Origin of the sequence: Ignatzschineria sp. RMDPL8A (assembly GCF_029815055.1) — a bacterium.
Classification (GTDB): domain Bacteria; phylum Pseudomonadota; class Gammaproteobacteria; order Cardiobacteriales; family Wohlfahrtiimonadaceae; genus CALZBJ01.
The window spans coordinates 1,693,959-1,717,846 of sequence record NZ_JAPPWA010000002.1 but is presented as its reverse complement, the minus strand read 5'-3'; the positions used below and the strand labels follow the sequence as shown (position 1 = coordinate 1,717,846).

At 45.3% G+C, this 23,888-nt stretch carries 22 protein-coding genes; 7 read left to right on the top strand and 15 right to left on the bottom strand.

The annotated features are described in order from the left end of the window. Positions 1-20: 20 nt before the first annotated feature. The 4 genes from nhaA to aas form a co-directional block, all read right to left on the bottom strand. On the bottom strand, positions 21-1,223 hold the full coding sequence (nhaA, locus tag OXI21_RS09240) for a Na+/H+ antiporter NhaA (RefSeq protein ID WP_279619288.1): 1,203 nt from the start codon (positions 1,221-1,223) through the stop codon (positions 21-23). A 457-nt stretch (positions 1,224-1,680) separates the two neighbouring features. Further along, entirely contained in the window at positions 1,681-1,914 is a 234-nt protein-coding gene (locus OXI21_RS09235) for a DUF465 domain-containing protein (protein ID WP_279619287.1), read from the bottom strand. A 144-nt stretch (positions 1,915-2,058) separates the two neighbouring features. Next, a complete protein-coding gene (gene lplT, locus OXI21_RS09230; protein WP_279619286.1) occupies positions 2,059-3,291 on the bottom strand; it encodes a lysophospholipid transporter LplT in 1,233 nt (410 codons plus the stop codon). A gap of 36 nt (positions 3,292-3,327) precedes the next feature. Beyond that, complete coding sequence (gene aas / locus OXI21_RS09225) at positions 3,328-5,442, bottom strand: bifunctional acyl-ACP--phospholipid O-acyltransferase/long-chain-fatty-acid--ACP ligase (RefSeq protein ID WP_279619284.1); 2,115 nt, start codon at positions 5,440-5,442, stop codon at positions 3,328-3,330. 539 nt (positions 5,443-5,981) lie between these two features. On the opposite strand from aas, the gene OXI21_RS09220 reads away from it, so the two are divergent. Further along, positions 5,982-6,587 carry a class I SAM-dependent methyltransferase gene (locus tag OXI21_RS09220; RefSeq protein WP_279619283.1) on the top strand — a complete coding sequence of 202 codons (606 nt, stop codon included), beginning with the start codon at positions 5,982-5,984 and terminating at the stop codon, positions 6,585-6,587. A gap of 28 nt (positions 6,588-6,615) precedes the next feature. Here OXI21_RS09220 and OXI21_RS09215 read toward each other — a convergent pair whose 3' ends face one another. Then, entirely contained in the window at positions 6,616-7,293 is a 678-nt protein-coding gene (locus tag OXI21_RS09215) for a hypothetical protein (protein ID WP_279619282.1), read from the bottom strand. Positions 7,294-7,461: 168 nt separating this feature from the next. Between OXI21_RS09215 and OXI21_RS09210 the strand changes: the two genes are divergently transcribed. The 5 genes from OXI21_RS09210 (at position 7,462) to ruvA (ending at position 10,777) form a co-directional block, all read left to right on the top strand. Further along, the gene (locus OXI21_RS09210) at positions 7,462-8,229 is read left to right on the top strand and encodes an RNA methyltransferase (RefSeq protein ID WP_279619281.1); all 768 of its coding nucleotides are present in this window, start codon (positions 7,462-7,464) and stop codon (positions 8,227-8,229) included. A 24-nt stretch (positions 8,230-8,253) separates the two neighbouring features. Continuing rightward, entirely contained in the window at positions 8,254-8,760 is a 507-nt protein-coding gene (locus OXI21_RS09205; RefSeq protein ID WP_279619280.1) for a low molecular weight phosphotyrosine protein phosphatase, read from the top strand. Positions 8,761-8,920: 160 nt separating this feature from the next. After that, a complete protein-coding gene (locus tag OXI21_RS09200; RefSeq protein ID WP_279619279.1) occupies positions 8,921-9,670 on the top strand; it encodes a YebC/PmpR family DNA-binding transcriptional regulator in 750 nt (249 codons plus the stop codon). Between the two features lie 4 nt (positions 9,671-9,674). After that, a complete protein-coding gene (gene ruvC, locus OXI21_RS09195) occupies positions 9,675-10,160 on the top strand; it encodes a crossover junction endodeoxyribonuclease RuvC (RefSeq protein WP_279619278.1) in 486 nt (161 codons plus the stop codon). Beyond that, positions 10,157-10,777, top strand: coding sequence for a Holliday junction branch migration protein RuvA (gene ruvA, locus OXI21_RS09190; protein ID WP_279619277.1), 621 nt, complete (start codon positions 10,157-10,159; stop codon positions 10,775-10,777). The genes ruvC and ruvA overlap by 4 nt, the downstream gene beginning before the upstream one ends. A 129-nt stretch (positions 10,778-10,906) precedes the next feature. Here ruvA and OXI21_RS09185 read toward each other — a convergent pair whose 3' ends face one another. The 10 genes from OXI21_RS09185 to OXI21_RS09140 all read right to left on the bottom strand — a co-directional run bounded on the left by OXI21_RS09185 (position 10,907) and on the right by OXI21_RS09140 (position 21,607). After that, a complete protein-coding gene (locus OXI21_RS09185) occupies positions 10,907-11,413 on the bottom strand; it encodes a (deoxy)nucleoside triphosphate pyrophosphohydrolase (protein WP_279619276.1) in 507 nt (168 codons plus the stop codon). Positions 11,414-11,438: 25 nt separating this feature from the next. Then, positions 11,439-12,626, bottom strand: coding sequence for a CinA family nicotinamide mononucleotide deamidase-related protein (locus OXI21_RS09180; protein WP_279619275.1), 1,188 nt, complete (start codon positions 12,624-12,626; stop codon positions 11,439-11,441). 99 nt (positions 12,627-12,725) lie between these two features. Then, the gene (locus tag OXI21_RS09175) at positions 12,726-14,189 is read right to left on the bottom strand and encodes a sigma-54 dependent transcriptional regulator (RefSeq protein ID WP_279619274.1); all 1,464 of its coding nucleotides are present in this window, start codon (positions 14,187-14,189) and stop codon (positions 12,726-12,728) included. Between the two features lie 85 nt (positions 14,190-14,274). Continuing rightward, positions 14,275-15,867 (bottom strand): ATP-binding protein, encoded by a 1,593-nt coding sequence (locus tag OXI21_RS09170; RefSeq protein WP_279619273.1) that lies wholly within the window; start codon positions 15,865-15,867, stop codon positions 14,275-14,277. A gap of 2 nt (positions 15,868-15,869) precedes the next feature. After that, the gene (locus tag OXI21_RS09165) at positions 15,870-16,391 is read right to left on the bottom strand and encodes a DUF2726 domain-containing protein (protein WP_279619272.1); all 522 of its coding nucleotides are present in this window, start codon (positions 16,389-16,391) and stop codon (positions 15,870-15,872) included. Positions 16,392-16,435: 44 nt separating this feature from the next. Further along, positions 16,436-18,331 carry a lytic transglycosylase domain-containing protein gene (locus OXI21_RS09160; RefSeq protein ID WP_279619271.1) on the bottom strand — a complete coding sequence of 632 codons (1,896 nt, stop codon included), beginning with the start codon at positions 18,329-18,331 and terminating at the stop codon, positions 16,436-16,438. A gap of 74 nt (positions 18,332-18,405) precedes the next feature. Then, positions 18,406-19,044 (bottom strand): uracil phosphoribosyltransferase, encoded by a 639-nt coding sequence (gene upp, locus OXI21_RS09155; RefSeq protein ID WP_279619270.1) that lies wholly within the window; start codon positions 19,042-19,044, stop codon positions 18,406-18,408. Between the two features lie 73 nt (positions 19,045-19,117). Continuing rightward, positions 19,118-19,450: a Grx4 family monothiol glutaredoxin gene (gene grxD, locus OXI21_RS09150; RefSeq protein ID WP_279619269.1), complete on the bottom strand. Its 333-nt coding sequence runs from the start codon at positions 19,448-19,450 to the stop codon at positions 19,118-19,120. 99 nt (positions 19,451-19,549) lie between these two features. Next, positions 19,550-20,812: a glutamate-5-semialdehyde dehydrogenase gene (locus OXI21_RS09145; protein ID WP_279619268.1), complete on the bottom strand. Its 1,263-nt coding sequence runs from the start codon at positions 20,810-20,812 to the stop codon at positions 19,550-19,552. A 270-nt stretch (positions 20,813-21,082) separates the two neighbouring features. Further along, positions 21,083-21,607: a carboxymuconolactone decarboxylase family protein gene (locus OXI21_RS09140; protein WP_279619267.1), complete on the bottom strand. Its 525-nt coding sequence runs from the start codon at positions 21,605-21,607 to the stop codon at positions 21,083-21,085. Between the two features lie 665 nt (positions 21,608-22,272). On the opposite strand from OXI21_RS09140, the gene OXI21_RS09135 reads away from it, so the two are divergent. Then, complete coding sequence (locus tag OXI21_RS09135; RefSeq protein WP_279619266.1) at positions 22,273-23,667, top strand: MATE family efflux transporter; 1,395 nt, start codon at positions 22,273-22,275, stop codon at positions 23,665-23,667. The last annotated feature ends 221 nt before the right edge of the window (positions 23,668-23,888 follow it).

The following is a 23,888-nucleotide window of genomic DNA, read 5'->3' as shown; positions in this document are numbered from 1 at the left end:
GATCTTTTGATTAGGTCTGATTATGCATTCGCTTCTTCAGCACTTTCAGAGGCTTCAAGAGGCTTGTGGCATACAATCTTAAGATAGATAAAGCCTGCAACCGCGGCCACCATCGAGCTCACAAGGATACTGAATTTTGCGTTGTTAATAATCTCATCAAAACCGTCAAACGCAAGCATGGTGATGAAGATCGACATGGTAAATCCAATCCCGCCGAGCATCCCTGCGCCAAAGACCATTTTCCAGTTGATAGAACTTGGAAGTGAACAGACTTTAAGTTTGCACGCAATGAACGAGAAGAGGGTAATACCGATTGGTTTACCCACCACAAGACCGAGTAAAATACCAAGACCGTAGTTCTTCGCAAGAGCGCCGGTACTGCTTGCATCAATGGTCACTGCAGTACTTGCGAGCGCAAAGAGAGGAAGAATAATAAAAGCCACCGGTTTTGCGAGAACCACTTCGATCATATAAGAGAGCGATTCTGATTTAATGCGGTTTGAAGGAATGGTGAACGCGAGGAGTACCCCAGCGATCGTTGCGTGAATTCCTGAGTTAAGCATGCAATACCACGCCGCAATCCCGCCAATTACGTAAGGAAGGAGTGATTTTACGCCACGGGTATTCATGATGAAAAGCCCTGCTAAAATCAAGAGTGCAACTGCGAGATATTCTAAATGCAGTTGGCTCGTGTAGAAGATCGCAATGACAATGATCGCGCCTAAGTCGTCAATCACGGCAAGCGCGGTTAAGAAAAGGCGAAGCGCAAAGGGTACATTTTTACCCACTAAAGTGATCACCGCAAGGGCAAATGCGATATCGGTCGCCATCGGGATTCCCGCGCCGCCTATGGTCTCTGCATTGCCAAAGTTGAGCATGATATAAAATCCAGCTGGGATCAGCATTCCGCCCATTGCTGCAAAAATGGGGAGGGCTGCGGTCTTGATATTACGCAATTCGCCGTAATAGATCTCTTGTTTTAACTCTAATCCAACATAGAGGAAGAAGATCGCCATTAAGCCGTCATTAACCCAGTGTGCGAGGTTCTCGCCAAACATCGGCGTATCCCAAATTTTAAGATACCCTTCACCGGCCGGGCTATTGGTGATCGCAAGTGAAAATATCGTACACAGAATTAAGAAAATTCCACCACTTAGTTCGTGATTTAAAACTCGGTAAAGCAAACTCTCCTTGTGAATCATGGTCTTCACTTTCGTATCCATGACTTGTCTCCTTTTCAACTTTATTTTATTCAATTTTGCAGTATAGACCGTTTAATTCCGAAAAAGGAATAGTTGTTTTTATTCAGTGGTCCGTGAGAGTTTAATTTACATCTTGATATAGGATAAAACAAACATTTATCCAAATTGATTGCTCAATAATCAGTCGAAGTTGATGAATCTCATTGATTTTGTTTAAAATTTTTTGTAGATCAATTTTATAGGTTGATGGGTGAGCACAATTTCATGCGGTGCGTCTTCCTGCTTTGATAGAAAATGAGCGTAAAGAGGGGTAAAAAATTAAAAAGATGCGAAGTTTTTTTGCGTGAAAAGTGATCAATCTTTGAAAGGAGAGGAGGAAGTCTTTAATAAGACATGTTTAGTAAGACATTAATGGGCATTAAAAAAGGCACCTTGCCAAAGATGCCTTATTGCTTCAAATTCTTAAAGTGTGATCAAATTATGCCTGTGCTAGCGTGGGATCCGCCTTACGAAGCAGTGCATAGATCTGATCTTTTAATTCAAGCTTTTCGCGTTTAAGTGCTGATAGTTCATGGGTGTTAAAGGTGGAAATGGTGCTATTGGTAATTTTCGTGATTTCCGTATTAAGACGGCTATGACGGTTAAAGAGAGTTGCAAAGTAGTTGTCCGTTTTGAGTAATTTTGCAATTAAATCGCGGTATTCAGGAAACATAGTACTTCTCCTTATCATGTTGAATTAAATGGGTAAGCCACGCTGTTTATCATTATTATTATGGGTAACTTACTCCTTCATTGTAGGGATATTACGCAAAAATTGAAAGGCACAAATCAACTTTTTACTACAAATTGGCTCGGATTAGAAAAGTTTTTGGCGCCGTGCTTCCCAGGAGAGTGCGGCCATCGAAAGACAAAATAATCCACCAAATCCGATCATCAAAAGTGTCGCCGAGAGATCAAGATAGCTAAAAAAGGCAAAGATCCCCATCATGCAGAGCGTTACGCTATTTTCAGCAAAATTTTGCACCGCCACGGCTTGCCCAACGCCATTTAAATCTTGGCCACTTTTTTGCAGAAGGGCATTAAGGGGAATCACGTAGAGCCCACCAAAGACGCCGACAAGTACCAGTAGTAAATAGATCGTAAAAAGGTGGGATTGAAAGGAGAAGATCGCGGTAATGATTCCCATGGCAACGCCCGCCCAAAGTGCTCGGCGTAGGGTTTTAATGGTGATTAAAAAGGAGGCAAGAAACGCACCGATCACAATCCCGACACTGACAATAATATTAAATAGCGCCACAGTATCGATCCCTTTTCCTAAATGATCGCGCACCCAATCGTTTAACAATAATCGAAGCGTTGTCGCAGCCCCCCAAAAGAGGCTTGTGCCTAAAATTGCAAAGCGGGCATAGGGCGAAGCAAAGAGCGCTTTGAGCGTATGGATAAATTCTGGAAGCAGTGAGCCGATGGCGCGTTTTTCGGTAATCATCGGCGGAAGTTTTGGAATAAAGAGGTTGCTAATCAGCGCTGCGCCATAAAAAAGAGCGGTAGCAATAATGGCAACGTTGATGCCAAGTGATGTGGTGATTGTGCCACCAAGATAGGCGCCTAAGAGGATTGCCAAAATGGTAGAACCTTCAATTAAGGCATTCGCTTTCACTAATAGCTCGCTCTTTACCAGTTCACTTAAAATTCCAAATTTTGCCGGTGAATAGATCGCCGCGCCCATGCCCACAAGGGCGTAACAGAGAAATGGATTAATGTTTAAAAAGAGCAGTAATACCCCTGCGATTTTAAGCGCATTTCCCCTAAAAAGGACAGCGCCTTTTGAGCGAGAATCGGCAAAATAACCGACGAGCGGGGCGAGGAGAATATAGAAAAAAACAAACGATCCCTGCAGGAGATAGGTACTGTAATTTGAATAGCCTTTGGTGGGCAAAAACTCAAGAAGGGCGAAAAAGATCGCATTATCCGCAAGGGCTGAGAAAAACTGTGCCCCAATCACCATTAAAAGTGGCTTATTCAGAAGGCGCGCTGAGCGCCTGTCTTTCTTTGCTTCCGGGAATTGAGCGATATCCGTTAAAGTTTGCATCTGTGTGCCGCCTTTTAATGATGATTGAGAGTGATCTTAGAGCATTGCGTTTAACGCGGGATAATTGATCTTTCCTGAGCCAAGAAGCGGAATCTCCATCAACTCACGGAAATCACGGGGAATCGCCAATTCATTGATCCCAAGTTTCTGCGCAATCTCAAGTAACATCTGGCGTTTCGGCGATTTTTGTGTGGTAAAGACTACAATTGCTTCACCGCGTTTTGAATCGTGACGCACCACCGCCGCATGGGCCATTTCAGGATAAGCCTCTTGTAGGAGCGTTTCCACCACTTCAAGGGAGACCATTTCCCCGGCAATTTTCGCAAAGCGTTTCGCACGCCCTTGGATAGAGACAAATCCGCGCTCATCCATGGTGACGATATCACCGGTTTTATGCCAGCCCGTTTCACCATTTAACTCAGGTTTTACCACTACGCCGGGGTTATCGGCAAAGAGATAGCCCGCCATGACGTTGCCGGCGCGGACCACAAGCTCGCCGCCTTCTTTGATGCCATCGATTTTAAGAAGTTTCGCATCGATTCCGGGAAGCATTTTGCCAACGGTGCCTTGTTTATAATTCATCGGTACGTTGATGGCGATCACCGGTGCACATTCGGTTACGCCATAGCCCTCTAAAATACGTTGGCCGATCTTATCGTTCCAAATTTTGCGCGTCTCTTCTGAGAGGCGTTCCGCCCCCGCGACCACATAGCGAAGTGAGGCGAAATCATAAGGATTACCGCGTTTAGCGTAATTTAATAGGAAGGTTGACGTGCCAAAGAGTACCGTTGCTTGAATCTCATAAATCACCTCCGGAATCACGCGATAATGGAGTGGAGATGGATAATAATAGACCTGCGAGCCGGCCATAAAGGGGAGAATCGTTCCCACTGTCAGCCCAAATGCGTGAAAGAGCGGCAACGTAATCATAAATTTGTCTTTGGCGGTAAAGTCCGCAACGGTACGAATCTGCTCCACATTTGTTAAGAGCGAGCGATGCGTATGCACAACCCCTTTCGGCAATCCTTCTGAGCCTGAGGTAAAGAGAATTACCGCTTCAGACTCAGGCGAGAGTTGCGGGAGATATTTGCTTGGAAAGAGGCGTTTTTTCACAATCTCAAGGCGATCGTTTAAGGTAATGGTGGATTTGAGATCCTCCGCATAGACCCAATTGAGGTCGCTAAAGGCCTCGACGATCGATCCTAAATTCGCTTTACTCACAAATCGGCGCGAGGTGATGATGGTTTTAATTTCTGCCGCCGAGATCGCAGCGCCCATCCCTTTAACGCCCGCTGTATAGTTGAGCATTGCTGGCGTACGCTGAAATGCAGAGAGGCCCATAATCGTTTCAGCAGTAATGGTGGCGTTTGGTAAAAGCACTCCAACGCGCTCTTTAGGCGATGTATGATGAGAGAGAAGCTGGCCAATCGCGATCGATTCGGTGATAAATCGGTTATAGGTTTTCGGTTTACGAGAGATATCGTCAGCGCAAATTCGGTCTCCGCCAAATTCATTGCGCGCTTTTAAGAGAGAATTAAATAGCGTATCGGGCTCATAGCAGGCAATGCGGAAATCCATAAAGAGTTTATGGGTATAATCGGAGAGATATTGACGGCGTTCACGACCCATTAAATTCTCTGGCACGGTGATGGTTAAAGGGTCAGCCATGGTGATTTTAATCGGGGTGAAGATACGGCGTTTAACCAATCCTTTAAGACGTCCGAAAAAGGTAAATTCAGCCCCTTCAAGATAGACCGGAATGAGCGGGACATTGGCGCGATAAGCCACAAATGCAGAGCCCTCATAAAACTTCATAAAGCTTCCGGTAAGGGTGATGCGCCCTTCAGGAAAGACCACAATGCTGCGGCCTTCTTTCGCCTTTTCAACGAGATATTTGATCGACATCGGATGTTGACTGTCGATGGTGACATGATCAATAAATTTAAGCGGAATGCGGAAATACCACCGTTTTGCAATGGCCTTATCAATGACAAAGAGCGGCGCTTGCGGTAAAAACAGCCCAAGCAGTAGCCCGTCCAAAAACGATTGGTGATTACATACGATAATCCCTTCGGTGTTCGACGCTTTCTCAGAGAGATTTAGCTCGACCTTAAAGAAAAAGCGAAAGATCGCTCGTAACATTGATTTCATGGAAAATACCTCAACCTTAACTATGTTGTTATGTAATTTTTTTGCAGTGATCGATTTGATCTAATCTACCACTAAAGTTAACAATTGTTATCATAAGATGAATTTTTAAAAAATGCACCTTATTTTTTATCATCTAAGAGGGATATAATGGCGCAAGAGGGGCGGATATGCTAGTAAAACTCAATGTTAACGATCGTTATCATTAGGTGGGTTTATGCGGTATTTTGATCAATAATTAATCAAGTTATGATCGAAAACAGATCAGAAATAGATCGATTTTGATTAGAAAAATGTTCCTTTAGGGGGATTAAATCTCATAATCTTCATTAAACCAACTGATTTAAAGGCTAAATAAGTCCCTAGAGAAAGATTGATAAAACCTCTCGTTTAGGCAGAGCTTTTTGTGATTTTTTAGTAAAGATATGTGAAGAAAAAGGGCGCTTTATTGACGTAGATCGACCTTTAAAATAAGGTGAGCTATCCTTAATTATTCAATATAATGAGAACCATTTTAAATTAGAAGCACACAAGGAGTGAGCATGTCAAAAGCGATGTGGGATGAGATTTTTTCAAGTGAAACCTATCAATATGGCGAAGCGCCGAATCAATTTATCTATGAGATGGTAACGAAAAAAGAGTTAGGCGGCGTTGTGGCTTGTTTTGCCGAAGGTGAAGGGCGAAACGCGAACTTTTTTGCCTCGCGGGGTGCGGATGTTACTGCCTTTGATCAATCGCTTGTTGGTCTAGAAAAAGCCCATAAATTAGCTGAGAAAAACGGTCATTCAATCACGATTCATCAATGCGATCTGGTGAACGATGTGATTCCTTATCAAGCCTTTGATACGGCAATTAATGTCTTTGGACATGTGCATGAATCGGAGCAGGAAGCCTTTTTCAACAATATGATTAGTGCCGTAAAACCGGGTGGGCATTTTCTCTTTGAAGTCTATTCTGAAAAGCAGATCGATTATAAAACCGGCGGGCCACGCAACAAGGCGATTTTATACGATCCCGCGCTCTTATTTAAGGTGATCGGTCATCACGATATTTTGCATTTTTACTGCGGCGAAGCGGAGCGGGTGGAAGGCGAAAAACATACTGGGCTTTGCCATGTGGTGCAGGGCGTGATCCGCATTTGTGAGTAATATGTAATCTTTAACGAGTCGGAAAACGTTAGGGCGCTGGTTCCGGCTCAATCTCAGGAATACGAAGTGGCGTGCCAATGGTTGGAATGGCAACACCAAGATCCTCAAGTTTTTTATTCGGGTCTTGAATGAGCCCATCGAGTGCGAGCTCTTGCCCATAGATGCGAAGGTGCGTCGGAGTGGCTTTAACGCCACTGAAATTTAGCTCAAGCGCCGCCGTAGTATGCGGAAGGAGGGTAATATCTTTCGTTGAGGTAAAGGTTGTCACGCTGTGGGCAAATCGCTGCGTATCGATCAAGATAAAATTATCCGCGCGATCGAGATTCGTGAGGCGCACCGGCGTATCACTATGATTATGGAGCCTTAAATCGAGGGTGTAGTAATGATTGCGCCAGCTCGAGGTGGTCACCTTTTCAAGGGAGAGCCACACGCTTTCGTTAAAAGCATCGTATTCATGAATAATCCGCTCTTCTTGCAGGGATTCACTCCCCGTCGCACCTTCTTGAATGCCTTCAATCGTGCCGGAAATCACTTCTTTACTCTTTTTAATGGTGCTTGAAAAGAAAGATTTCACCCCATCTTTGACGCTAGATTCCTCAGCAAAACTGATCGCGGGGCTCATTAAACCGAGTGCGATAAAAAGCGTCACAGCGCTTAAGCGTTTGAAAGCGTTTGATGCAGATATCGATGGAAGAAAGCGGTTCATATCAGTTCCTTTAAAGAAGCGATCGATGAGCGGGTTACAGGGCAATCATATCATGCTTTTTGGGCCTTAAAAAGACCGAGAGCAGCGATTGAAAAAATCATAATCAGCGCTTAAAAAGGGGATTTGTTACAATGCTCCTATTTAACTCTTTAGAAGAAGGCGAATTTAGTGAACGAGATTCTCACATCGAGCCAAAATGATCGCGTTAAAGCGTGGCGTAAACTCTCCCAAAAAAAGCATCGGGATGCTGAGAAAGCCTACTGGATTGAGGGCGCACATCTTTTAGAAGAGGCGCTTCAATCGGGCGCGGATATTAAAGAGATTATCGTGGTAGAAGGGAGCGATCTACAGCTTGCGTGGACGAAATTTCCCGTTACGGTGGTGAGCGATAGTGTGTTTAAATCGATCTCGCAAACGCCCTCGCCTCAAGGGATTGCCGCGGTGGTGGGCTTTGGTGAGCTCGATTATGCGCCGCAACAAGGCCATCTTTTACTACTCGATGCGGTGCAAGACCCGGGGAATTTAGGCACGATGATTCGTACGGCCGATGCTGCCGGATTTTCTGCGGTAGTCCTTGGCAAAGGCTGCGCCGATCTTTATAACGATAAAACCATTCGCGCAACGCAAGGTTCGCTCTATCATCTTCCCATCTATAAGGCGGATTTGGCGGCGTTACTTCCGGAGCTTAAAGCAGAAGGCTATCATACTTGGGTCACCGATCTAACGGAGTCTACCTATTTCCACGAGTGCGAGGTGCCTCAAAAAGTGGCGCTCATTATGGGCAATGAAGGGCAAGGGGTGTCAGAAGCGCTTATTAACGCGGCGGATCAAGCGGTAAAAATCCCGATTTTAGGGCAAGCTGAATCACTTAATGTCGGTATCGCGGCGGCAGTTTTGCTTTATCACATTGCGCTCGCGCACGAATCCGCTAAATAACGTAAATCAATAGGAGAGGGAATCATGACAAAAGCGACTCAATCGATTGGCGTTCTATTTATCTGCCTTGGTAATATTTGCAGGTCTCCGGCGGCGGAAGGCATTTTTCAGGCATTGGTGGAGAAGCGCGGTTTTAGCGATATTTTTACGGTGGATTCTGCAGGAACCTCCGGATATCACGATGGGGATCTGCCTGATGCACGTATGCGAGCTGCGGGAAAGACGCGGAATTATGCATTTGACTCCATCTCACGAAAATTGATGGTGAAGGATTTTGATCAGTTTGATTATTTGATCGTGATGGATCAGGATAATCACCGCAACACCTTAACTTTAACGCGCGGGCCGGCGGATCAGCAAAAGGTCTTTCCTATGATCGATTTTATCTATACGATCGATGAGATTGATGAAATTCCGGACCCCTATTTTGGCGGGGCGGAAGGGTTTGAGCATGTGCTCAACCTGCTTGAAGAGGGTTGTGAAAACTTGCTCGATATTTTAGTGGCGCGTCATGGACTGGTCACGTTATAAGAAGTTATGTAAACAAATTTAAAGAGCCGCGATCATTGTCGTTGATCTTTGTGAAAAAACGAGGATATCAACGAGTCACGACTATTTATCATTCCTATTTTTGCGTGAGTTTATGCTAAAATAGGCTCTGTTTTTTGGAATCAAAATAAAGGAAATTAGTATGGCAGGTCATAGTAAATGGGCTAACATTCAACATCGTAAAGGGGCGCAGGATAAAAAACGCGGAAAAATCTTCACTCGCCTCATTCGTGAAATTACCGTTGCAGTGCGCGAAGGCAAAAATGGTGACCCCGATACTAATCCTAGGTTGCGCTTAGCGATGGACCGTGCCTTAGCGGCGAACATGCCGAAGGATAATATCGAGCGTGCAATCAATCGTGGTTTAGGTTTAGGCGATGGGGAGCCCGATGAAGAGATTCGTTACGAAGGTTATGGTGCAGGCGGTGTTGCTGTGATGGTCGACTGTCTCTCCAATAACCGAAATCGTACCGTTGGTGAAGTGCGTCACGCATTTACCAAACATGGCGGAAACTTAGGCACAAGCGGTTCCGTTGCGTTCCAATTCACCCAGCGCGGCGTTTTATCCTATCCGTCAGGGACCGATGAAGATGGCCTCACGGAAGCGGCGATTATGGCCGGTGCCGAGGATGTGATCGTCGATAATGATGGTTCGATGGAAGTATTAACCACGCCTCAAGCTTATGTTGAAGTGCACGAAGCGATGGTGAAAGCGGGCTTTGAGCCGGAAGAATCAGAAGTGACGATGTATGCTGATAACACGGTATCGCTCAATGCCGACGATGCGCAAAAAATGATGGCGCTCGTGGACGCACTTGAGAATTTAGACGACGTGCAACAGGTCTACTCAAACGCGGATATCTCAGAAGAGATCTTAGCGGAACTCATTTAATCATATGATTATTTTAGGGATCGACCCCGGCTCTCGGATTACGGGATATGGGGTGATCAGAGTTGAGGGCAATCGCTATCATTATATCGATAGCGGTTGTATTCGCACCGATACCAAGGCAACCATGGCGGTGCGCCTTCACACGATTTTTCAAGGAATTGATCAACTGATCGGGCTCTATAAACCGAGCGTTTTTTCCATTGAAGAAGTCTTTATGCATAAAAATCCCCAATCGGCGATTATTTTAGGACAGGCGCGGGGCGTTGCGCTCTGTTGTGCGGCGATGGCCAATTTAGAGGTTCATGAATATGCCGCTACCCGCATTAAACAGACCATTGTCGGGCGTGGCCATGCGGAAAAAGCGCAAGTTCAAGCGATGGTTCAACACCTCCTTCGCCTCAATAGTACGCCTCAAGCGGATGCAGCCGATGCACTTGCGGCAGCGCTGACCCATGCATTTCACCGTAAAGTAGAAAGGATTATCCAATGATTGGACGTTTAACGGGCATCGTTGCGGAGAAAAGCTCTCCAAATCATGCCATTATTGATGTTCATGGCGTCGGCTATAATGTTGAATTACCAATGTCGAGCTTCTGTCTTCTCCCGGCGATCGGGGGCGAGGTGGTGCTCCACATTCAACATATTTTAAGAGAAGATGCGAGCATTTTATATGGCTTTATGTCAAAAGAGGAGCGCGAGGCGTTTCGTATTTTGATCAAAGTAACCGGCATTGGCCCGAAAAGTGCGATCGTCATTCTCTCAGGATTAACCGCAAGCGAGCTCTATCATGTGGTGCAGGCCGAAGATATCAATCAGCTAACGAAAGTGCCTGGCATTGGTAAAAAAACGGCAGAGCGATTGATTTTAGAACTTCGCGATAAGATCGATGTCTTGGCCGGAAGCGAGAGCCTCATGAATGCGGGTAAAGATGATCTCTTTGCACCGCCCGTAGATGCCTCTGATGATGCGGTACTTGCCCTTGTCGCGCTTGGTTATAATCAAACCAATGCTCAAAAAATGGTGAAGGCTGTGGCGAAAGAGGAGACGGGCGCGAGCGTTGATACGCTGGTTCGTAAAGCATTACAAAATATTATGCGTTCGAAATAGCCCGAATCTAATCAGGTTTAATGCATTAGAACCGATAAAACCGTATCGGATGAGATGATTGATCATGATCTCCGATACGGTTTTTTGTGTCTGCTTGATGAGGCGAGAGTCGTTAAAAGTTTTGAGACTTTAAAACCCGGCGCGCTCTTGAATATAATCGATAATTTGACCATTGGCTTTTGGGAAATCATCGATCATAAGATCGGCTACATTACGCCACTGGATCTGTTGCTCCTCATTGCCGCGGGGTTTACCGAAAAATGAGAAGACATTATAGATCAAAAGCTCGACGCTTTTATGGGGATAATGATGGAGAATGCTAAAGGCAAATTCAAAATCATTGATGGCAATATCGAGCTCTTCGCGCAGTTCCCGCGATAAGGCAAAGCCATCTTCTTCCAGCGCTTCCACTTTTCCGCCCGGAAACTCCCACAGACCGCCAAAATCTTTCGTCATATGACGTTGGCTCACAAGCACTTGATCGAGCGTTTCATTCCAAATAATGCCCACCACCACTCGCGTTGGCGTGCGCTTTGAGAAGTCATTTGGGCTCTCTTCGTTCAAGGCTCTATCTGTCGAGGTTTCGGGCTGACGGGAAGGAGGTTTTAAATCAGAAATTTTATCGTTTGTTTCCATATAATGTAAGGTTAGTTAGGAAAAATTAAGGTCTTTTTTGTAAATAAAGACGGAGTTGATTTAAGAGATTAATCACCGAAAATCGGCGCGTTTGCCCAAGACTAAAGCTCGGAATGGTAATCTCTTTGGTTAATTGTGTGTCCCCATGATAGAGGTTGAGCGCAAGGGTAATGTTGCGTTCGGTACGGGTGACTTCACTCACATTGAGCGCGATATCGGCGCCAAAATACTCGGCCGTATCCTGCAATTTGGTGAAAATATCATCGCTATCGTGATTAATCACCGCGCCTTTAAAATAGGGCGTGCTATCGGTAAGTTCATTGAGGCGCGAGGAGACTAGGCCTGCGCTAAAGGTTTCATAGAGCGCGAGGGTGAGTCCCGCCGTTTCAAGGAGATTTGCCACCACCGATTCCATGGAATCCTCATCATAGCCAAAGATATAATCGCCCAAAATTTCCACGATGCGGGCTTTATAGGGATCGATCAATTGATCGGCCTCCGCGAGCGTTCGGTTTTTGGAGGAGAGTTTCACCTTAATGCCATTAATGCCCGATGCGAGATAGGCAAGTTTCGGGTTGTGTGCATGATCGAGCTCATCATTAATCGTTTTGAGTTTTTCAGCAATGTCCGATTCCGGCAGCCCCCAACATTTCATTGTGCGGGTAAAAACCTGCTCGGGATTAGGAAGAAGATTAAGCAAAAATGGAATGATTGATTCACTCATCATCAGCTTCATCTCAGAGGGCACGCCCGGCATTAAAAAGATCTGTTTATCGCCGGCATCGTTTGAAATCGTATAGTGAATTCCGGGCGCAGTTCCGGGGTGAGTTGCGAGCACTTTCGCACCTTCTGGATAATAGGCTTGGCGGAGATTATTTTCGCTCATATTACGTCCGCGTTCAGCAAATTTTTCTGCAATGCGTTCGGCAAGGCGTTCATCAAATACCAGCGGTTTTCCAAGGGCTTTTGCAAGGCCATCTTTGGAGATATCATCTTGGGTTGGGCCAAGGCCGCCGGTCGATAGAACGATATCCGCGCGCGATAGAGCGAGGGTAAAAGTATTGGCAATATTGTCTAAATTATCGCCCACCACCGCTTTAAAATGGCAATCGATCCCAATTTGGCGGAGGTGTTCCGCAATCCAAGGGCCATTGGTATCGATCGATTCCCCTAATAGTAATTCAGAGCCAATCACAATAATTTCCGCGCGCATATCCTCTCTATCCTTTTTAGACGTGCGCTTTTGTGCGCACAATAGTCAATCGTTCTAGTGTAATCCTCTCGGAAAACGCTGTAAAGCCTTAATGAACGCTTAATCCTCTTCAATATTATGTTTTTTAAGGCGATAACGAAACTGCCTAAAGGAGATGCCAAGACTTTTAGCCGCTTCGGTTTTATTGCGATTATTTTCAAGCGCTTGTGAGATGATTTTGTTCTCAACGCGGGCGAGATAATCATCGATATCGGTCACCTCTTTCGGGACGATAATCTCATCATTTTCATCGGGCTCGTAATATTCGGCAATCGTCTCTTGTTTGGTGTCTCCCTCTTGAAGCGTCGCATCAATGCGGGCGACATCGCGGTTGACCACCTGTTTTTGTAAGAGACCATGTTCTAAGCCCAAATCTTCAGGCGTGATGGTTTGATCAAGGCAGAGCGCGCTCGCGCGTTCTAAAATATTCTCAAGCTCGCGGACGTTTCCGGGAAAATTATAGTGGCTAAGTGCATCGATCGCATCTCCTGTAATCACCGTTTCACTGCCATTGGCTTCATTGATGCGCTCAAGGAGGTGATGGCAGAGAATGGGGAGATCTTCGAGCCGTTCACGTAGGGGCGGAAGATTGAGGGTAATCACATTAAGGCGATAAAAAAGGTCTTGGCGGAACTCTTGTTCAAGCACCAAATGTTCTAAATTTTTATGCGAGGCGGAGATAATGCGCGCATTAATTGTGATCTCTTCGGTGCCACCCACCGGGCGAACCGCACGCTCTTGAATGGCGCGAAGAAGTTTTACCTGCATCGGAAGGGGAAGATCGGCTACCTCATCTAAGAAGATTGTCCCATTATTCGCCGCTTCAAACAGCCCTTTTTTGTCGCGATCGGCACCGGTAAAGCTTCCCTTTTTGTGGCCAAAGAATTCACTCTCAACGAGCTGCTCAGGAATCGCGCCACAGTTGACCGCAATAAATGGCCCATCCGAGCGACCACTTTCCCCGTGAATGGCGCGAGCGGCAAGCTCTTTCCCCGTTCCTGATTCTCCATTAATGTAGACAGGTGCTTGCGAGCGGGCAAGGCGTGAGATAATCCGGCGCACCTCGTCCATTGCTTGCGATTCACCATACATGCCATATTTATTGGGCTTTTTCGTGATGGTTTTTTGGGTCGCTTCTTGCTCAGAGAGCACCGTTTTCGTTTGCACGGCACTCAGCGCTAAGCGGCGCAGATGTTCAAGCTCAAAGGGTTTGGAGATAAAATCAAATGCCCCCATTTTAAGTGCTTCAATGGCACTTTCCACATTTCCATGGGCCGTCATCATTGCAACGGGAAGATTGGGTTTGCGCTCTTGAATATACTCAATAATCTCAAAGCCGTTGCCATCAGGGAGTTTTAAGTCGGTAAAGCAGACATCAAAATCCTGTTTTTGCAGGGCAACAATCGCATCGTTAACGGAATAGGCTTTCACGCAGTCGATATTGATGGACATAAAACTCATCTCGATGAGCTCGCATATATCCACTTCATCATCAATGATTAGGGCAGTATATCGGGGTTCCATGATTTCTCTCTTTTAGGGAAAGTGAAACAAAATAAGGCGAATCAGATCAATTCGTAGTCTGCCAACTATTATAGCGTTTTTTTGTCTACATTGGGGAAGAGAAAATGAGTCTAAAGCCTGATCCTTTCGCACTATTTGAAACATAATCGATATGCGCTTGATTAATTTCGCAGATCTCTTTAACCAAGAAGAGTCCAAGTCCGGTTCCCTTCACATCGGTTGTGAAAAAGGGCTCAAAGAGATGGGTTTGATTTTTCTTAGAAACGCCAACGCCATTATCGTAAATTGTGAGGGTGGGATTGCCGGCGATCTGCTCAAAGGCGAGGGTGATTTTAAGACTTTCCGGCGACATTTTTGAGTGAATTATCGCGTTATTAATGAGATTGCAGACCACTTGATGGAAGTGATTGCGGTCGAAATAGACCCATTTAAAGCCCTCATCAATATCGATGGTTAAACACTCTTTAAATTCGGCGTGTGTGAGATTAAACTCATGCATGAGCTCTTCAGACCACGTCGCTAACTCAATGCGCTCAAGGGTCGGATCGTCTTTCCGCGCGATCATCAACACCTCGCTAATAATGCGATTTGCTCGATTGATATTATTGATAATCATCTCAAAAAGACGGCTCTCCATGGGCGTTTTTTCCTCTTTTTCATTTAAGAGTTGCGCCGCTTGGAAGACGGAGGTCATGGGGTTACGAAGCTCGTGAGCGATTGCTGCGGTTAGCTGCCCAAGCGCGGCGAGTTTATTTTGCTGTGCGCGCTGATTGGCAAGATCAGTCTCTTCAATATTAATGAGGGTATATTCAAGATTGTGCGAGCGAATCTGTTTGAAGTCCACATAAAACTCCTCCTCTTGATGGTGCATCGGCTTTTTATTGTTAAAGGTGAGATCCTTCCAAAGGAGATAGCGCTCATAGAGCGGTTTTGAGTAGAGCTTAAGGGGCATATTGGTGACGATATTACCCCCAAACCAGATGCGGATATATTCGTTAATGAGCAAAATGTTGCCACGATGATCGACGACAATGATACCGCTATTGGCTTGTTGAATCACGATCTCATGGAGTACCGAGGCGTTATGAAGCTCCTCGTTTTGCTGGGTGATGATCTTTTCGGAGGCCTCATATTTACGTAGCCAGACGTTGGTGATCACAACCGCAACAACAGCAATCAGACTCTGGGTTAAAATCCGAATGAGATCTTGATTTTTAAGATATTCAATAAAACTGTAGTAGTTAAAATAACGGTTGCTATCGATCCAGAGATAGCCTTGAAAGAGAATTGCAATCGCCACTAACGAAAGTGCCTGCCAGATCGGTAAGAATGCACCGTGAGCCATAATGGAGATCAGCATCATAATGATGAGTGGACTATCGAGTCCATCGGTGATAAAGCAAAGGACGCTTAAATAGGCAAGATCAACAATGGCGAAAATGCGGATCGCCTGCATCGTTTGAAAGCGCGGGCGTTTTAAAAAGAGATAGGAGAGCAGCAGAAAGAGAAGATAGAGCGTAAAAATGATGTAAAACGTCTGCGATAAGCCCTCATCTGTGGGGATTAAGCGTTTGCTAATCAGATAGAGCGCGGCCAAAATGGTGGCAAGAAGCAACCTAAAAATGCCGAGAATTTGCATGGTAGTGCTGGAAAAGCCACTATATTTTCGTTGATCCATCGCTATATTCCTTGATTGCGGAGTACGTCAATAATCGTTTGGCGCAGCTGCTCTTCCGAATAACGTTTTCGTAACGGCACATGTAGAATCGGTAATCCCGCCTGCGCGTACGCTTCATCAACCCACGCATCGCGAAATTGACGATCATCGGCCTCATGAGAGCTATCATCGAGCTCAATCACTAGGAGCGGCGCAAATGAGAGCGGGTGCACAAGGACAAAATCGGCATGTTTAGAACGAATTTTACTAAAGGCCGCGGAATAATCATCGCTTGCAAGCCCGCGGGTGACGCGAATAAGATCGGCAATGCGAGTTTTTCCAAAAAGACGGACTGGAAGCCCTTCAATAGCCATCTCAAGACTCATCATAAAATGTTGCTCTGCTGGGGTAAAAAGGGCTGCTTGACGCTCATACCAGCGGGCAGGCGTAGGGCGATCGATCACAGGTTTCGGGCGAGTGCGATATTTAAAAAAAAGATAGGTCGCCGTAATGATGATGAGTAGAACAAAATACTTTAAAAACATGGCGGGGCGAAGGCTCCAAACGTTGCGCCCATAGCGCGTATAGGTTATGGGCAGGTTAAATAATCACTAATGCGCGCAGGTTTTCCAAGAAGCGCGTGATAGATCATGGTGTTTCCAAGCACGCTTTTGACATAATTGCGCGTTTCATAATACGGGATGCTCTCAATCCAGAGCACAATATCGTCGATCTCGTGTTTTTTCCACACTTTCACTTTGTGAGGGCCCGCGTTGTAGCTCGCCAATAGATAGGGCACGCATGCGCCGACATCGTTCTCCACTTTTTTAAGGTAGGCGACGCCGTATCGGATATTCGCCGTCGGATTATAAAGCGATTCCCGTTTCGATTCTTTCAATTCACGCGAGACAGTTTGCGCCGTCGGCATTAGAAGTTGCATTAAACCATAGGCATTTGCTGGTGATTTCGCTTTAATATGGAAAAGACTCTCTTGACGAATGAGTCCAAGCACGAGCGGGGTCGTTAAAATTGGATCGCGATTGAGATTGCTTTCAATCGTGATTTGATAGGGCGATGGATAGCGAAGCGAGAGGCCGCCGGTAGCTTTTGCTTGGGTTCCAGCCATCAGACTTAAATTGTAATAACCCGCCTTTTCAGCAAGAAGACTCGCGGCATGTTTGGTGTTGGCATTGGCATTTTTAAGTGCGGCGAGCCAACGTAAACGTCCAAAAAATTCTTCATCGACATTGTGAAGAGAGAGTGCAAGATAAAAATCACTTGGAAGATTATCGGTGCTTGGGCGACTCATGCGCTCTTTAACAAGGGTATTAAGGGCGGTATAGGGCTCATTTAAACGATCAGAGGCTAAAAATCCGTAGAAGGAAAAACGATCTTTAATGGCGCGATATTCAGCATTTGCGCGCGCGGTATCACCGACGATCTCATAGAGATACCCTCGCCAGAAACGCCACACTTCATCGGCTTTTGCACTATCGGATAAACGATCTAAAAAGGTGGTGGCAAGGGCATAATCCCCCTCTTGCATCGCAATGCGAAAGCCCCATTCCCACACGGCATCACTTCCTTCATTGGCGGGAATCGCTTTAAAGAGAGCTAAGCGGTTATCAACGTCCGTTCTGCCGGCTTGGAAGGTGGCAAGACGATTTCGCAGATAACGATAATCTTTGGGTTCAAGCAGATTACGCGCGTGCAAGAAATCGAGTCCTTGTTGCGCGGCAACGGAGTTGTTTTTTGACCAAGCGTGAATCACTTGAGTGTAGAGCGCGCTGGAATCGGAATAGAAGGTTTTTTCACCCATTACACTGCTCGGATTACGCAGTAATTTCACAAAGTAACGATAGTAACCTTGGTTTTTTTGGGGAAGATGATTGATGAGACGTTCTGCTTGAGTGATGTAGTTTTTCTCAAGACGCTCCATAATCTTTTGCGTTAATTCGTGAGCCGTCAATTGATTGCTCGCTAAGAGCTTAGTTTCAGCCTTTTGGCATGTGCCGGGAATGCCGGTCACCGAGAGCCACTCTTTTTTAAAGTTGGCGCTATCAAATTCGTTATACGCTTCAATCGCCGCATCATAGCCAATGCAACGTAGCGATAGCGTGTTTAGCAGTGGTTTATTGTCAAGAATGACTTTGTAATTGCGCTTTTTAAGTTGTTCGCTAAAAAAACGATTGCTGAGCATCCCGTAAAAATCAGCGCCGCGGTGATTCGTTAAAAATTGGGTGATCTCCGCTTCAGGAAGATCATTAACGCGGGCGTGGAGATAATTAAACTCAAGATAGGGTTTGAGGTTTGAGCTACTCAATTGTTGAGCGGCTGATTGATAAAGAGACCAATTCTTTGCGCGAATGGCCTCTTTACCTTTGAGGTACCACTCCTCATGACTCGTGTTTGCGAAACTTAGATTGCAGAGCCAAAAAATGCTCGTCAATACGATGGAAAAGAAACGTAGATCACGTCGAATCATAGGGAGTGCCTCACTTTTTAATTATTCTAATAGGATGACTGCCTTAACTATTCGGCATAAGCCAATAATATCGCTTATTTAGACGATTGGAGCGTTCCAAAAATCTTATCGCCTGCATCACCAAGGCCGGGAAGGATGTATGAGTTTTCATCTAAGCCTTCATCAACCGATGCAGTATAGATCTCAACATCAGGATGCGCTGATTTAAGCACTTCAATCCCTTCAGGGGCGGCCACCATAAAGAGTGCTTTAATGCGTTTACAGCCAGCATTTTTAAGAAGTTCAACGGTTGCTACCGCTGTGCCGCCTGTTGCGAGCATTGGGTCTAAAATAATCGCGGTACGCTCACTCATTTGTGAGGTGAGTTTTTGGTAATAAGCGCGTGGTTCGTGCGTTGTTTCATCACGCTCAAAGCCAACGACTGATACCCGTGCGCTTGGGATCAGATCGAGAACGCCTTGAAGCATTCCAACGCCTGCGCGCAAAATGGGAACGAGTGTCACTTTAAGACCTTTAATTTGCTCAACGGTCACTTCGCCTGCCCAACCTTCAACAACGCGCTCTTCCATTTCGAGGTCTTTCGTTGCTTCGTAGGTTAACAGCATGGCAATTTCTGATGAGAGGGCTCTAAAATCACGGGTAGAGATGCCTTCTTTACGCATTTTACCGAGTTTGTGAGCAATAAGAGGATGTTTGACTTCGATTACAGACATAATCATTTCCTTTAGTAGGGAGAATCAAAAAGGTCATGGAAAAATCCCACTTAAAGAAGTGGGACTTTACAATTTACGCTTCGTTATTGATGGCTTCTTCCATCATTGCTTTGAGTTCGTTGCGCTCTGCAAGTTCGAGTACGATGTCGCAGCCTCCAACGAGTTCGCCACCGATATAAATTTGTGGGAAGGTGGGCCATTCGGCATATTTTGGAAGATGTTCAAAAACTTCGTGATCATCTAATACGTTTACAAACGCAAAAGGAAGACCGGTATCCGCAAGTGCTTGCGCTGCACGGCTTGAAAAACCGCACATGGGGAATTGTGGGCTACCTTTCATATAGATCACAACGGCGTTGTTGGTTACTTGATCTTTGATTTTAGCTAATGTTGCTTGTTCTGTCATTGAAATTCACTCCAAGTAAGTGTGTGGATCATTGATCTGAAATAAACTTTGGTCAATTATTCTAGCACCTTTTAGTAAAGGTTGCTCCTTTGGATTGGCCTATTTTCGCCCTTCACCATTTCCAAAAACAATATATTTTTGTGAGGTGAGGCCTTCTAACCCAACAGGGCCACGGACATGCAATTTATCCGTTGAGATACCGATCTCAGCGCCAAGGCCAAATTCAAACCCATCGCAAAAACGGGACGAGGCATTGATCATGACGCAGGCCGAATCAACCGCTTGCAAAAAGTACATAGCGCGCGAATGATTCTCCGTTAAGATCACATCGGTGTGATGCGAGCCATAATGATTAATGTGTTCGGTCGCTTCCATCATATCGCCGACGATTTTAATCGCGATAATCGGGGCTAAATATTCAGCGCTCCAATCCTCTTCTGTCGCTGAAATGGCGTTAATCCCTGCGGATTTTAGAAGGGGAAGGGTTTTCTCGCATGCGCGCATCTCAACGCCTTTTTCTGCATAGATTGCTCCAATTTTAGGCAAAAATACAGGGGCAATCGATTCATGCACGAGCAGGGTTTCTAAGGCATTACAGGGCGCGTAACGCTGCGTTTTGGCATTATCGGCCACGGCCACCGCTTTTTCCATATCCGCCGCATCATCAATATAGGTATGGCAAATGCCATCGAGATGCTTAATAACGGGAACAGTAGCATTATTATTGATGCGCTCAACTAAGGATTTACCGCCCCGAGGAATCACTACATCAATATACTCAGGCGAGCCGATCATATAATCGACCATTGAGCGATCGGTAGTATTAATGACGCCAACGGCCTCTTCAGGAAGATCTGCCGCTGTTAATGCCTCTTTTAACAGCGATCCTAAATATTGATTGGTATGAAAGGCTTCACTGCCGCCGCGTAAAATCGCACCATTTCCGGATTTTACGCAGAGCGCTGCCGCATCGATCGTTACATTGGGGCGCGATTCATAAATAATGGCAATCACGCCAAGCGGAACACGCATTTTTCCCACTTTGATGCCCGAAGGACGAATTTTAATATCGCTCATCTCGCCGACAGGATCGGGGAGGAGAATCATCTCTTTGACGCCATTGGCCATATCGGTAATGCGCGCATCATTTAAGCGAAGACGATCTAAAAAAGCCTCATCAAAGTTTTGTGAAGCAGCATTAGCGAGATCTTTCTCATTTTCAGCGATGATATCGGCCTTGTGATTTAGGATCGTTTCATAGAGATGCTCTAAAAAGCGATTTTTCTGCCCAGAATTGGCTAGGGCAATGTGGGAAGCAGCTTTTTTGGTGCCACTTGCCAGTTGATTCCAATACTCTTTCACACCATTCTCCTACAAAATTTAACGTCTTTAGCTTATCACAAAGAGTGAGAAAAAAGGGGAGGGGAAGGCTGCTTTTTCTTTAGGCAATTTTAAGGCGATTCACCTTTTTAAAAAGGTAAAAAAAGACCGATTCGAGGGTACTAAGGAATCGGTCTTTGAAAGGTGAAGATTAATCCTGTCATATCCTTACAACAGTGTTGATTAATCTTCCGTTGCCGTCGTGGCAATCATAACGTAACGAGGGGTTATCCTGTCGTCGTGTATTGTCGCTTAGTCAGCGAGTGCAACGCTTACAGAGAAAAGGGTTGCCGCGATACGGATGGCTGATTGAATGCCTTGCGTACTCACGCCCATGCCGCGTAGGTTTTTCTCGTGTGAATCAATACACATACCGCAACCGTTAATGGCTGATACAGCGATTGATGCAAGCTCGAAGGTCTCTTTATCGATCCCAGGATTGCTCATCGCGTTCATGCGTAAACGTGCAGGAAGTTTGCTATACTCACTATCGCTTACTAAGTGAACAAAGCGGTAGTAGATGTTGTTCATGCTCATGATGCTGTTCGCGATTTTCGCGCCGGTCATCTCTTCTTCAGAGAGCGTTGCGCCTGCAAATTCAGTCATCGCTTCAATTAAGCTTGGTGATTTGGTGCTCATTGCCGATGCAAGTGCGATCGCCGCGATCTGTTTGTCCGTTAATCCTGGCGCTCCGGCTTCTGATAATACCGTTGAGAAGTTAAGACGCATATCACGAGCATATTCTGGAAGTTCATTTTTAATTCTATCGATAGGCATTGCAAATCTCCTTACAATTGTTGTTAATGTCGTTCCGCTAATGTGCGGACTCTATAAGTGATGATATTGAATAAGATTGAAAGGGTGTTTCAAAACTTTGGATAAATCTGATGGTTTTCATTTAACCATATCGCACCGCGCTTTTCATATGGTATTTATTAATGAGAACGATTAATAAAGTTAAAGAATGGCGTAATCTTGCACCATACAAGGGGTTTCAGAGAGTTCATCTCGATAACTTTTGCTTATCATGTTTTAAAATTCCATATAAAACTTCAAACGAAAGCACTGTTTTCGCTTTTTGACCAAGTACCCAAACCATGAACCAAGACCAAGCACCGAGGCGCTGACATAAATGTTAAGAAAGATAATTTTAATATGAATGGCTTACCCATTAGTTTAGTGAACTTATGTAAAAAAGTTTCGCACTTTCATTAAAAATTCCCTAAAATAGAGGGATTGACTGTCGACAAAGAGTCGTTTTAAGGCAGGTTCGTGGCAATCTTTTTGCGGGATTGACAAACATCGACTAAAAATAGGGTAGACTACTTAGATTAAATAAGAATCATTATTATTAGAACGAAGTCCACTAGGAACCGACGAGAAATAGAGAGAAACAGGATTGCAGGGATTGAATCCTCAATCAGAGACTAAAAAAGGAATCTATGAGTAATAATCGAATTGATGCGCTCGAACGGGCGCCTATAAAAGGACTGTTGTGGCGTTATGCGCTTCCGGCAATTATCGGAAGCTCGGTTAATGCGCTCTATAATATTATTGGGCGCTACTTTGTGGGGAATACCCCCTATTTAGGGGATGCGGCGATGACGGCGATGGGCGTTGCGCTCCCGATTATGATTATTATTGCCGCGTTTGGCATGCTCGTTGGCGCGGGGTCTGCGAGCCGAATTTCGATCTTTTTGGGGCAAGGCTCCTCACAAAAGGCGGAAAAAGTGCTCGGAACGGCGCTGTTGTTGACGCTCGGGCTCACGCTAACGGTGTCGCTCCTGCTCTTTGCATTTTTAGATCCGGTGGTACGAATGCTCGGGGCAAAAGGGGAGATGGCGTATTATACTAAGGCATTTTTAAGCTTCTTCCTTCCCGGCAGTATTTTCTCGACGCTCTGTTTTAGCTTTAATAATATGATGCGTGCGTCGGGTTATCCGCGAAAAGCGATGTATATTATGATCTTTACGCTGGTAGTCAATATTATTTTGGCGCCGCTCTTCTTAAGACAATTTGAGTGGGGGATTGAGGGGGCTGCAATTGCGACGGTGATCTCAATGATTGTGGGTACGATTTTAGTGCTCTATCATTTTACCGTGCAATCGAGAACGTTACGTCTGCGCCTACGCTATATTCGCATTGATAAAGAGATTGCCAAAGCGATTTTAAGCATTGGGATGTCCCCATTTTTGATGCAACTGGTCTCAAGTACGGTGGTCTTTATTATCATTCGTCAGCTCGATATCTATGGAGGCGAAGCGGCCGTTGGTGCGTATACCATTATGAATGCGCTCTTAATGCTGATGATTATGATTATGGTGGGATTGACGCAAGGGATGCAACCGATCGTCGGTTATAGCTACGGCGCGGCGAAATATGAGCGGGTGGAAGAGGCGCTTAAATACACCATTAAAATCGGTATGACGATGGGGCTTGTGGGCTTAATTATCAGCCTCTTTTTCCCTCATGTGGTGGTCAATCTCTTTAAACCGTCTGATCATGCGATTATCGATGAAACGATTCGTTCAATGCGGATTTCTGGGATTTTATTGCCGATTGTGGGCTTTCAAATTGTTGCGACAAGCTTTTTCCAAAGCATTGGTAAAGTGGCGCAATCGATCGTGTTGAGCGTGAGCCGTCAGCTCCTATTTCTGCTTCCCGCACTCTTTACGCTCCCACGATATTTCGGAACCGTTGGGGTATGGGCATCGATTCCGGTAGCGGATTTTTCAGCCTCGATCATCACTGCGATTTTACTTATTGTGCAGATTCGCGCCTTTCGTGCGGCTCGGAAGATGCAGGACGTGAAGCTTAAAGCTAAATCGGACCAATAGTTTAGATCAATAATTTGGAATGATAAATCACGCGGACAAAAAGAAGGCACTGCCGGGAAACAGTGCCTTAAAAAGCCAATTCCGAACGTGGTTCAATGTACGATGAACTAAACAAAATTTGGATTGGCGCGAAGTAAGTATAAATGCTAAATCGTGCGTTTTTCGGGAAATGTATATTGCTTAAATAACTATGTGTTAACGCGTTCCTTGTTATTGTTGTT